This is a genomic window from Mesorhizobium sp. M8A.F.Ca.ET.208.01.1.1 (assembly GCF_004791315.1).
In the GTDB taxonomy this organism is placed as follows: Bacteria; Pseudomonadota; Alphaproteobacteria; order Rhizobiales; family Rhizobiaceae; genus Mesorhizobium.
Genome location: NZ_SRUT01000011.1, coordinates 185,220 through 195,434 on the forward strand (window position 1 = coordinate 185,220; position 10,215 = coordinate 195,434).

The window sequence follows — 10,215 nt, forward strand, 5'->3', positions numbered from 1 at the left end:
ATCCCAGAAAACCAGTCCTAAAAAAGGGCGGCTTTTCTTGCGCGCAATGCCGCGAGCGGTCCGCCCTTCTCATGCCGACAGCCTATTTCTCGCCCAGATAATGGAAGACGGCCTGTTTCCACCAGTCGCTTTCCAAGGTTTGCAGCAGGGCGACATCGAGCGGCTTGCGCAGCCGGCTGCCGAGCGGCAGTGCGATGGCATATTGCTGCTGGTCGAACGTCGCGTCGAGGACCTGCAGGCTCGCGCCATAGTTCTGTCCGACCAGCCAGCCAAGCAGCGGCTTGTCGTGGACCAGCGCATCGATCTTGCCGGCGCGCAGCGTGTCCAGGCCCTGCTGGACGGTGGCAAAGTCCTGATGCCGGATATGGGTCGAATCCAGATAGGACGCGGTCGAGGAATTCCGCACGGCGCCGACCCTGACCGTGCCGAGGTCGCTTTCGCCCTGCACCATGCCTTCCATCTGCGTCACGGTCAGCACCGATGTGACGCCCGCGGTGAACACCGCGATGGCGATGATCGATCCCATCATCCAGAGCGCGGCGAGCACGCGTCCCGGCACGGTTCGCGGACCGAAATCGCCGGTGCTGGCCTGGGTCGCGGCAATCGTCGACCACCACATGCTGGAAAACAGGCCCTTGGCGACGCCGCCGCCGAAATCGTCATTGTGGCGGCGTTCGAACATCCAGATCAGCACGCCGACCACGACCGAGATGACGATCAGCGCCAGCACCGCCTGCAGGAAGCCGAACGAGGTCAGCGCGCGCAAAATCGGCCGCCACGACGGCTGGCTGTTGAGCGGTGTGGCGATGCCGAGCCCGGTCGTGAAAAAGGGCTGCGTGAAGTCGACAGTCTTTTCGCGGTCGGCCGTGACCGTGATCGCGGCCATCGCCACATCGAACTTGCCGCCGACAACGCCATCGATCTGGTCCTGCACGCCAGGCACTTCGACATAGTGGAAGCGCAGGTTGAGCCGCCCGGCTATTTTCTGCCAGAGGTCGATGCTCAATCCGGACCAGGTGCCGTCCTGCAGCTTGAAGGCGAAGGGCGGCGCGACCTTCATTCCGACCGATATGTCCTTCGATGCCACGTCCGACGGCAAAGGCAGGTCGGCGGGCGTTTGTGTCTGGGCGACGGCGGCGCCCGCCCCGACACACGCGGCCACGGCCATGATGATCAGCGCCATCAGCCACGAAGCAACACTTCTCAACAGCACAACTCCCGGCGACCCGTTGCGCCGCGCGATCTGATCGCGGGCTCGAAAAGGTAGCCGCCATGCCGCCCTTCGTCCACCCGCCATGTCAGCGGGAGACGATGCGCCATCGGACCCGGCTACCCCGTCCATCCCTACGGCATCGACCCGCATTCCGGCGCCTAGGCCCTGTACTTCCAGCCCCCGGGATAGCGCCGTTGCGCCTATCGCACCAACAAGCCGCCTTGGGACGACAACGGCTGAACCCTCCCACCAGAACCTGTCTGTTTACACCATGGCAGAATAGGGATATTTCATATCCTTAATAGAGTTGGTCGGCATCGACCCGGAACCCGTGGATGATCCTGAAAAGCCAAGTCGAATGGGCACTGCACTGCTGCGCCATTCTCGCCGGTCTGCCCGAGGGACGCTATCTCTCCACAAAGGCGCTTGCCGAATTCCACGGCCTTCCCAAGGAATATCTTTCCAAGGCGTTGCAAAGCCTGTCGCAGGCAGGCCTCGTTCATACGACGCTCGGCCCTTCGGGTGGATACCGGCTGGCACGGACACCGGCCGAACTGACCTTCCTGGACATCGTGGAGGCGGTGGAGGGCAAGGCGCGTACGTTTGTGTGCAGCAACATCCGTGCAAACAACCCGTGCCGCCCTCAGGGCTATTGTGAAAGCGGCCCTTGCGCGGTGTCGCGCATCATGTGGGAAGCTGACGAAGCCTGGCGGGCAAAATTGCGCGGTGTCAGGCTTTCCGACCTCACCGAAGCGCTGGCGCAGGAGATTCCGGCGGAGCTCTGGAAAAACAGCTTCGAATGGGTGCTGGAGCGCGCCGGGTGAGCATTAACGCATGATCCTTGCCTGCGGCTGGCCCGCCCTCGCCGGCAGCATGATAGCGTAGCTTTGGGGCGACATCGCAAGCGACAGGCCGTTCGCCTCGCAATGACGATGGACAAGGTCGATCACCTCGTTCCTCGCAAGCAACCGGTCGCCCGGACCAGCGACGCAAAAAAGCAGGTCCATCCCGATGGCCGCCGCGTCGATCTCCTTGAGCGCGACAAGCGGTGCCGGCTCCTTGACGATCCGTTGGCAGTTCCGCAGAGCCGCATGCATGGCCTCCTCGATGACGTGCGGCGCGTGCGTGGCCGCAAGCCGCACGGCCAGGGTCAATTGCTGCCTCTCGTCGGGACGGCTGAGATTGGTCAGGCTCAGCTTCGCCAACACACTGTTTGGCAGGACGACGATATTGTTCGCACCCGTAAGCAGATGCGTGGAACGCCAAGTTGTCTCGACGACACGTCCTTCCGTGCCGTCGCTCAGCATGATCCAGTCGCCGAGCGTGAAGGGTCGGCCCAGCGTCAGCGCAATACCGGAGAAGACGTCGCCAAGCGTATTCTGCAGCGCAAGCCCGACAATGATCGCAACCACGCCCGACGTTGCCGCCAGCGTTCCGATGGGAGCGCCAAAGACGAAGCCTGTTATCGACAGCGCCACGCCGAGATAGATGGCGGCGACGACAAGGTCCTGGAGCAGGCGCGCCTCTTGCGGTCGGTGCTCCAGAACGATGTAAAGGCGCACAAAGCCGACAAGCGTCCAGGCAAGATGCGTCCACCAGAGGACGCGCGCCGACTTCGCCAGATATGCGCCGGAGCCTTGTAGATCCGCCTCGCCCATCCAATGCGGCAGGATATCGCTGAAGCCGAGCACCGCCGTCATGCCGGCGAAGAACAGGATCTGGACGATCAGGCGCGCCATGGGCCGCCCACGGCCCTGGAAATACCACACGGCAATGCCGACGAGCCCCAGAAGGTTGATCAGGACCAGAGCCAGATGATCGCCGAACATGGGTCCTCCGACAGGATTGAATTTGCTGGCAGGGCCGGCCGCCAGGAATGGCGTCCGGCCGCTTGCGCCTACTTCTTGACCGGATAGGTCAGTTCCTTCTGCGCGGTATCGACCACGAAGACAGCCAGCAGCTTTGCGGGTTTCGTCTTGCTGCCGTTCTCGCTCACGCTGTGGCGATCGCCCGGCATCTCCGAAAAGCTCTCGCCGGCCTTGTAGACCTTGGCCGGGTCGTCATTGACCTGGCTGCGGATCGAGCCTTCCAGAACCGTCGCATAGATGAAGGCCGAACTCGGATGGGTATGCGCCGGCGAGTAACCGCCGGGACCATATTCGACGAGGATGCCCTTGATGCTCTTGCCCGGAACATTCGGCAGTTCATGCTCATAGACAAGGGTGACCTTGGCCGCCTTCTCGCCAGTGCGAGGGGCTTGCGTGGCGCCGGCCGGGCCGGCCAGGGCTGCCGTCACGACGAGGGCGGCGACGATTGACTTGATCATTTGAAAACTCCTTTTTCCATTGAGCGGTATCCCGGGCCTAGGCCGCCGCGTTTGCCGGCGGTGATTTCCGCGCCGAGGCGGCGAACCACTGCTCGAACGTGATGTGGCCAAGGCGCGGATTGTCGTCGGAGACCAGCGAAGTGTCGTTCAGCCTCGCGCCGAAGTAGAGCGCCTCCGGATCGGCCACGACCTCGCGAGGATCGCCGACAGCCTTGAGGTAGCGGGCGACGAGTTCGCTCATCCGCACACGGTCGGGCCCCGAGATCTCGATCATGCCGTTGATCGGCGCGGCGAGCGCGACCCCGGCCATCACATCGGCGACGTCGTCGGACGCGATGGGCTGTACATAGGCCGGCGACAGGTGCACGGCCTCGCCGACCGTGCCCGACTTGGCGATGCCGGCCAGGAACTCCATGAATTGTGTCGAATGAACGATGGTGTAGGGAATGCCGGACGCCTTGATCAGATTTTCCTGGACGAGCTTGGCGCGGAAATAGCCGCAGTCCTGCAGGCGTTCGGTGCCGACAACCGAGAGCGCGATATGGTGCCTGACGCCCGCAGCCTTGCCGGCGGCGAGCAGGTTGCGGCCTGACGTGGTGAAGAAGTCCATCGATGCCTTGTCCTCGAAGGACGGGGAGTTGGCGAGGTCGATCACCACTTCGGCACCTTCGAGTGCCTCCTGCAGGCCTTCGCCGGTGATGGTGTTGACGCCGGTGTTCGGCGCGGCGGCGATCACCTCGCTGCCCTGCTTGCGCAGGCGTTCAGTGGTCTTGGAACCGATGAGGCCGGTGCCTCCGATGATGACGATTTTCATGATGGTCTCCGTTTGCGGCCGAGATCTCGCGCCGCGTCGATTGATGGTCAGCCGAAAGGAAGGGTTTTAGTTCAGGCCAGCCTTGTCGAGGCCGTAGAGCTTGTCCGCGGAGCCTGGCACGGTTTTGAAGGCGACGCTGACACGGTTCCAGGCGTTGATGGCCATGACCGAGAAGGTCAGGTCGGAGATCTCCTTTTCCGAAAGCTGCCCGCGCACGCGCTCATAGAGTTCGTCCGGAATACCGCCTTCGGCGAGCTTGGTGACGGCTTCGGTCCAGGCAAGGGCAGCCCGCTCACGAGGAACGAAAAGGGGTGATTCCCGCCAGACGGCGAGATGATGGAGGCGCAACTCGCTCTCGCCGTGGATCGTGGCTTCCTTCACATGCATGTCGAGGCAGAAGGCGCAGCCATTGATCTGGGATGCCCTGATGTGGACGAGGTCGCGGGTCTTCTCCTCGATGGCGCTGTGTGCCTCGGCCATGCTGAAATCGAGGAGCTTCTTGAACAGTTCGGGCGATTGCTGGGCGGCGTTGAGGCGCTGTGTCATGGTCTCTCCTTTTTTGAGGATATCTTATGTCCTTAAGGATAATAAATATCCGTAATATCTAGACAGTAAAGCGCCATCCGCCTAGGATGCGGACATAAGGCTTATGTCGAAAAGTATGAGGGCGAGGATGGACGTCGTATCGGCGTTGAGAACGTTCCTGCGGGTGGCGCAGACAAAATCCTTCTCGGCGGCTGCGCTCGACCTCGATCTGACGCAGCCGGCAGTGTCGCGGCAGGTCTCGGCGCTGGAAGCGCATCTCAAGACGCGCCTTCTGCACCGCACGACGAGCGCGCTCGCCTTGACGGCGGAGGGTGAACAGATGTTGCCTATGGCGCTGCGCGTCCTCGAAGCGGTCGAGGCACTCGGCCAGGCCAGCGGCGCCGAAACGGCAACAGTCTCCGGAAAAGTGCGGCTGAGCCTGCCCACGCCGCTCGGCCTGTTCATCGGCGACCGCCTCGCGGGGCTGCTGGAGAGCCATCCGGCGCTGGATGTCGAGCTGATCTTTCGGGACGAGCCTTCGGACCTCATCGCCAACGCGATCGATCTCGAGGTGCGCCTCGGGCCGGCCGGCGACAGCAGCCTGGTGTGCCGCCGGATCGGCTGGACGACAGCCTTTCTGGTAGCCTCGCCAAGCTATCTCAAGGGACGTGACTCACCGCGAACGCCGCAAGACATCAAGGATCACGCCTGCATTTGCTACAGCCGTGCCGGCGACGGCCGTTCGTGGTCGTTCTCAGGCGGAGCGGACGACGTTGTCCTGCGCATCGAGCCGCGTCTTGTCGCCAACAATTCGATGGCCGTTCATCGCGCGACACTGGGAGGAGCCGGGCTTGCGGTGCTCTCCCACATTCTGGTCGGGGCGGACATCGAAGCAGGCAGGCTGGTCAAGCTGATGCCGGATTTTTCGCCGACGCGCCTGCCGATCAACGTCGTCTACCCATCCCGCCGGAATATACCGTTGCGTGTGACGACAGTCCTCGACTTCCTTGTCCAGGCCGTCCGCGGCGATATCTTCATGGCATCGTCGGCACCCTTGCCGCCCGAGCCATCGACCCGCATTCCCGCGCCCGAGGACCCCTATTTCTTGCCTTGCGGATAGATCGTCTCGCCGCGCTTCAGCATCGCCACGAAGGTCTCGATCTTCTTCTTGCGGCCAGCCTCGGTCTTCATGTTGTGGGTGCGGAAGGCAAGCGAGAAGCGGTTCTGCGCGCTGAGTTTTTCCAGCATCGCCTTCGCCGCCGGCTCGGCGTCGATCGCCGCTTGCAGATCGTCGGGGATTTTCATCTCCTTGCCGCTGCCATAGGCGCGCGCCCAGCGCCCGTCGGCCTTGGCCGCCTCGACCTCCCTCAGCCCATGCGCGGTCATGCGGCCCTCCTCGACCAGCCGCGCCACATTGTCGACGTTGATCTTGCTCCAGATGCTCTTTTTGCCGCGCGGTGTGTAGCGCTGCAGGAAACTGTTCTCGTCCAATCCCTTGCGCACCGCGTCGATCCAGCCGAAGCACAGCACGACGTCGATCGCTTCCTTCGTCGGGATCGATTTCAGTCCCGCCCCCACCTTGTGCACCTTGATCCACACTTCGGTTTCCGTGGCATGGTGCCGGCCGAGCCAGGCGTAAAAACTGTCCGCGTCGGGGAATTCCCTGACCCTGTCGGGATCGACCTTGACCGGCGGCATCAGCGGGTCTGCCCGTTTAGAATTGTTGTCGCCTGCATCAACATCATGTTGCCTCCGTCATCGTACGATTCCCGGCATTATCGCATGGCCCACTGTCAGCTTTCGTCAGCAATGGAGCACGCAGCCAGGAAGCAGCGGAACGTGCCATCCAATGCCGCGTTGCGGCAAGAGTGCACCGTCCGATGGAGGTTTCCTGATGGCAATCGAAACCATTTTCGCCCATGTCAGCTGCTCCGACCTCGAAGCCAGCATCGGCTGGTACGAAAAACTCTTCGGCAAGCCGCCGCTGCGCCGGCCGATGCCGGGGCTGGCCGAATGGCAATTCACCGACAGTGCCGAAGTACAGTTGTTCGAGGACAAGCAGAAAGCCGGCACCTCGACGCTGACGCTCGGCGTGCTGCCTCTGGCGCCGGAGCGACAGAGACTGGTGGATAATGGGCTTGAGCCCGGCCCAATCGAGGAGGCCGACCATTTCTGGATCATGCGCATGCGCGATCCCGACGGGAATCTCGTGGTGTTCGCGAGTGCCGAGCGGGAATAGAGCCGGGAACAGCTTGTCCCAGGGACGGCGTTCAAGCTCTCCCTCTCCAACCATCGGCATCTCCGATAGCACCATCGGTTTGTTCCGTTGCCGCTTTCCGCATCGACCTGCCAATCCCCTGCCCTTGTCCCAATCCAGCAAAGGCAGAGCGAAATGCATCTTTCGAACCAGAAAATCCTGATCGCCGGCGGCGGCTCCGGCATGGGCCTGGCCCTGGCCAGGCGTTGCGTCGAGGCTGGCGCTGAAGTCATCATCGCCGGGCGCCGCGAGGACAGGCTGCGGCAGGCCCGTGAGGCGCTGGGCAATCCCGCAGGCCTCCACATTGCCGCTGTCGACATCACGCGAGAAGACCAGGTCGCGGCGTTGTTTGCCGGGATCGGCGGCCTCGACCATATCGTCAGCACCGCCGCCGACATCGAAGGCGCCTACAGGCTGCTGCCGGAGCTTGACCTCAAGGCCGCGCAACGCGTGGTCGACAGCAAGCTGTTCGGCCCGCTGCTGCTCGCCAAGCATGGTGCGCCGCGGCTTGCGGTGAGCGGCTCGATGAGCTTCGTTTCCGGCATCGCCGCCTACCGGCCGGCCCCGCGCGGCTCGGTCGTCGCCGCCGTCAATGCCGCGCTCGAAGGGCTGGTGCGGGCGTTGGCGGTGGAACTCGCGCCGATCCGCGTCAACGCCGTCTCGCCCGGCTGGGTCGACACCGGGATCTGGGCGCAAGTGGCGGGCGACAGGAAGGCGGAGACGCTTGCGGCGATGGCCGAGCGGCTGCCGGTCGGCAGGATCGGCCATCCCGACGATATCGCCGACGCGATTTTCTTCCTGATGGGCAATGGTTTTACGACGGGAACGACACTGCATGTCGAGGGCGGACATCGCCTTGCCTAGACGGAAGCGCCGCCTCTTCAGGAATTGTTTGGAAACAAGACCTTGGGGCGGTTCTCCGATTCAAGACCTGAATCAGCCCGGGAGCGTTCGGGCACCAGCGTTTCGCGCGCGGCGGCGAGCAATTGCCGGAGTGCCGGCGTCTGGACGCGCTGGCGCCGCCAGATCATCGTCAGCGGCGCTGTCCGCATCTCACCCGGCCATGTCAGTTCGGTGAGATCACCACGCGCCAGCGCGTCGCTGACCGCGAGACGTGGAACGAGGCCCAGCCCCGAGCCGGCAGCCACCAGCCGCGCAATGGCGCCGATGCTGCCGACTTCGGCGGCGAGTTCCGGCGCGCCGATGCCTGCTTCGGCAAAGGCGGTGTCGAACATGTGCCGATAGATGCATCCAGGCTCTGTTGCCACGAAACGCTTGGCTGCAAGAGCAGCCAGGTCGCGCGGAACCGCGCTCTGGCCCGGCGCGGCGACAAGCGCCAGCGGTTCGGCCGCTATCGTGCGCCTGGCGAAGCGTTGATCGGCGCCGCCGTTCGAAACGTCGCGGCGATCGAAACAGAAGGCGACATCGATGTCGCCCTCCTCCAGCTGGCGCAGCAGCGTGCCGCTGTCGGCCACCTTCATCCGCACGGTGATATCGGGATGACTGGCCTGGAATCCCGGCAGCCAGGGCGCCAGCCGGGCCGAGGCGATCGTCTCGAGCGCGCCGATGGTCAGTGCGCCGCTGGTCTGCCCCGCCGCCGCAAGCACTGCCGCCCGCGCCTCGCCGTCGAGCCGCAGCAGTTCTTCGGCGATGGGCTTCAGCGCCAGCCCCGCCGGCGTCAGTTCCAGACCTGATTTCGAGCGCGTGAACAAGGCAGTGCCAAGTTCGGCCTCCAGCGACTGGATCTGGTCGCTGACACTCGATTGGGCGAGATGAACCGCCTCGGCGGCGCGCGTGATGTTGCGGCTGCGCGCCACCGCGAGGAAGGTCCTGAGCAGTCTTGGATGCATCGGCTGGCCGAAATCGTCCGATCTACTGCAGCTGCGGCTTCTTCAGGAAACTGCCGCGATCGGCGGACTTGACGCGCAGCCAGGTTTCGCGGCCGTCGCGCACCACCCGCATCGGGATTTCGGCGCCCGCCGACCCGCTGTCCCACAGCTTGCGATAGAAATCGGCGAGCCCGTCGACGGCGCCGTCGCGCACCTCGGAGATGACGTCGCCTTCGCGCAGGCCGGCCTTGGCCGCCGGGCCACCGTCGGTCACGCTCATCACCACCACCTTGCCGTCGCTTTCGGCCGACAGCGCGCCGAGCCACGGTCGCGGCGGCTTGGCCACCTGGCCCCGCGTCAGCAGATCGTCGAGGATCGGCGGCAAGAGGTCGATCGGCACCACCATGTTGATATCGGCAACCTCGCCGGCGCGGCTCATCTGCAGGCGCAGCGAGCCGATGCCGAGCAGCGCGCCATCGGCGCCGAACAAGGGCGCACCGCCCCAGGACGGGTGCGCCGGCGCGATGAAGATCGCCTCGTCGAGCAGATACTCCCAATAGCCGGCGAATTCCTGCTTGGTGACGATCTTGGCCTCGACCGCCCGGCCGATGCCGTCGGCAAGCACAACCGCGTCGCCGATCCTGGCCTTGCCGGCATCGCCCAGCGCCACCGCCGGCAGACCGGTCGGCGCCAGCGCCTGGACGAGGCCGAAGCCCGATTCCTGGTCGTAGGCCAGCGCGTGCGCGGGGATGACGCGGCCGTCATGCGCGGTCAGCCAGACCTCGTCGGCCTCGGTGATGAGATAGCCGATGGTCAGCACCAGCCCGTCATCCCTGATGACGACGCCGCTGCCTTCCCTGAGCGTGCCCAGCGCCCCGGCGGTGAAGGCATCGTCGGGAACGGTCGCCCGCACGGCAACGACGGAGCGCGGATTGGGATTGATGGTCATAGATTTTGTCCTGCGATGCGAATGCCTGACGGCTTCTTCTATAGGTATGCCGCTGAGAGGAAGGCGCAAGGGGTGGCGCTTTCCTTCTCCCCTTGTGGGAGAAGGTGGATCGGCGCGCAGCGCCGAGACGGATGAGGGGTGTTCCAGCGGAGTGAGACGTTGGCTTTCCCTGGAGCACCCCTTGTATCTGCACGGATCTGACTTTGTGCGATGGAAGCGACTGAGCCTCGAACCGGACGGCATCCGATTCGAGGCTTGGCGAAGTCGCCCGACACCCCTGCGGCTACAACCGTGGATGAGCC

At 64.2% G+C, this 10,215-nt stretch carries 12 protein-coding genes; 4 read left to right on the forward strand and 8 right to left on the reverse strand.

Translation table 11 applies throughout. The annotated features are described in order from the left end of the window. Positions 1–82 precede the first annotated feature (82 nt). Positions 83–1,207, reverse strand: coding sequence for a transporter substrate-binding domain-containing protein (locus EN851_RS31015; protein ID WP_245520847.1), 1,125 nt, complete (start codon positions 1,205–1,207; stop codon positions 83–85). A 341-nt stretch (positions 1,208–1,548) separates the two neighbouring features. Between EN851_RS31015 and EN851_RS31020 the strand changes: the two genes are divergently transcribed. Beyond that, complete coding sequence (locus tag EN851_RS31020) at positions 1,549–2,037, forward strand: Rrf2 family transcriptional regulator (protein WP_127870255.1); 489 nt, start codon at positions 1,549–1,551, stop codon at positions 2,035–2,037. A gap of 3 nt (positions 2,038–2,040) precedes the next feature. Here EN851_RS31020 and EN851_RS31025 read toward each other — a convergent pair whose 3' ends face one another. From EN851_RS31025 to EN851_RS31040, 4 genes are all read right to left on the reverse strand, one after another. Continuing rightward, on the reverse strand, positions 2,041–3,042 hold the full coding sequence (locus tag EN851_RS31025; protein ID WP_135884035.1) for a mechanosensitive ion channel family protein: 1,002 nt from the start codon (positions 3,040–3,042) through the stop codon (positions 2,041–2,043). A gap of 68 nt (positions 3,043–3,110) precedes the next feature. Then, positions 3,111–3,539, reverse strand: coding sequence for a cupin domain-containing protein (locus EN851_RS31030; RefSeq protein WP_127277671.1), 429 nt, complete (start codon positions 3,537–3,539; stop codon positions 3,111–3,113). Between the two features lie 37 nt (positions 3,540–3,576). Continuing rightward, a complete protein-coding gene (locus tag EN851_RS31035) occupies positions 3,577–4,353 on the reverse strand; it encodes an SDR family oxidoreductase (protein WP_135930709.1) in 777 nt (258 codons plus the stop codon). Positions 4,354–4,419: 66 nt separating this feature from the next. Further along, positions 4,420–4,899, reverse strand: a complete 480-nt coding sequence (locus tag EN851_RS31040; RefSeq protein WP_127277672.1) for a carboxymuconolactone decarboxylase family protein — start codon at positions 4,897–4,899, stop codon at positions 4,420–4,422. Between the two features lie 127 nt (positions 4,900–5,026). On the opposite strand from EN851_RS31040, the gene EN851_RS31045 reads away from it, so the two are divergent. Continuing rightward, the gene (locus tag EN851_RS31045; RefSeq protein WP_135884037.1) at positions 5,027–5,998 is read left to right on the forward strand and encodes a LysR family transcriptional regulator; all 972 of its coding nucleotides are present in this window, start codon (positions 5,027–5,029) and stop codon (positions 5,996–5,998) included. Here EN851_RS31045 and EN851_RS31050 read toward each other — a convergent pair. After that, positions 5,977–6,576, reverse strand: coding sequence for a YdeI/OmpD-associated family protein (locus EN851_RS31050; protein ID WP_135930710.1), 600 nt, complete (start codon positions 6,574–6,576; stop codon positions 5,977–5,979). The two genes, EN851_RS31045 and EN851_RS31050, sit on opposite strands and share 22 nt — an antisense overlap. 196 nt (positions 6,577–6,772) lie before the next feature. Here EN851_RS31050 and EN851_RS31055 point away from each other — a divergent pair, with 196 nt between their 5' ends. Then, positions 6,773–7,117, forward strand: coding sequence for a VOC family protein (locus EN851_RS31055; protein WP_127277675.1), 345 nt, complete (start codon positions 6,773–6,775; stop codon positions 7,115–7,117). A gap of 153 nt (positions 7,118–7,270) precedes the next feature. Continuing rightward, entirely contained in the window at positions 7,271–7,999 is a 729-nt protein-coding gene (locus EN851_RS31060) for an SDR family oxidoreductase (protein WP_135930711.1), read from the forward strand. 17 nt (positions 8,000–8,016) lie between these two features. On the opposite strand, the gene EN851_RS31065 is transcribed toward EN851_RS31060, so the two are convergent. Beyond that, positions 8,017–8,985 carry a LysR family transcriptional regulator gene (locus tag EN851_RS31065; RefSeq protein ID WP_135930712.1) on the reverse strand — a complete coding sequence of 323 codons (969 nt, stop codon included), beginning with the start codon at positions 8,983–8,985 and terminating at the stop codon, positions 8,017–8,019. Positions 8,986–9,007: 22 nt separating this feature from the next. Next, the gene (locus tag EN851_RS31070) at positions 9,008–9,913 is read right to left on the reverse strand and encodes a S1C family serine protease (protein ID WP_135920597.1); all 906 of its coding nucleotides are present in this window, start codon (positions 9,911–9,913) and stop codon (positions 9,008–9,010) included. Positions 9,914–10,215: the final 302 nt, after the last annotated feature.

Bases quoted from the DNA above. Each gene is read 5' to 3' on its own strand.
- EN851_RS31030 (WP_127277671.1), bottom strand. From the start codon at position 3,539: ATGATCAAGTCAATCGTCGCCGCCCTCGTCGTGACGGCAGCCCTGGCC.
- EN851_RS31070 (WP_135920597.1), bottom strand. From the start codon at position 9,913: ATGACCATCAATCCCAATCCGCGCTCCGTCGTTGCCGTGCGGGCGACC.
- EN851_RS31050 (WP_135930710.1), bottom strand. From the start codon at position 6,576: ATGCCGCCGGTCAAGGTCGATCCCGACAGGGTCAGGGAATTCCCCGAC.
- EN851_RS31060 (WP_135930711.1), top strand. From the start codon at position 7,271: ATGCATCTTTCGAACCAGAAAATCCTGATCGCCGGCGGCGGCTCCGGC.
- EN851_RS31040 (WP_127277672.1), bottom strand. From the start codon at position 4,899: ATGACACAGCGCCTCAACGCCGCCCAGCAATCGCCCGAACTGTTCAAG.
- EN851_RS31045 (WP_135884037.1), top strand. From the start codon at position 5,027: ATGGACGTCGTATCGGCGTTGAGAACGTTCCTGCGGGTGGCGCAGACA.
- EN851_RS31025 (WP_135884035.1), bottom strand. From the start codon at position 3,042: ATGTTCGGCGATCATCTGGCTCTGGTCCTGATCAACCTTCTGGGGCTC.
- EN851_RS31055 (WP_127277675.1), top strand. From the start codon at position 6,773: ATGGCAATCGAAACCATTTTCGCCCATGTCAGCTGCTCCGACCTCGAA.
- EN851_RS31065 (WP_135930712.1), bottom strand. From the start codon at position 8,985: ATGCATCCAAGACTGCTCAGGACCTTCCTCGCGGTGGCGCGCAGCCGC.
- EN851_RS31035 (WP_135930709.1), bottom strand. From the start codon at position 4,353: ATGAAAATCGTCATCATCGGAGGCACCGGCCTCATCGGTTCCAAGACC.
- EN851_RS31020 (WP_127870255.1), top strand. From the start codon at position 1,549: ATGATCCTGAAAAGCCAAGTCGAATGGGCACTGCACTGCTGCGCCATT.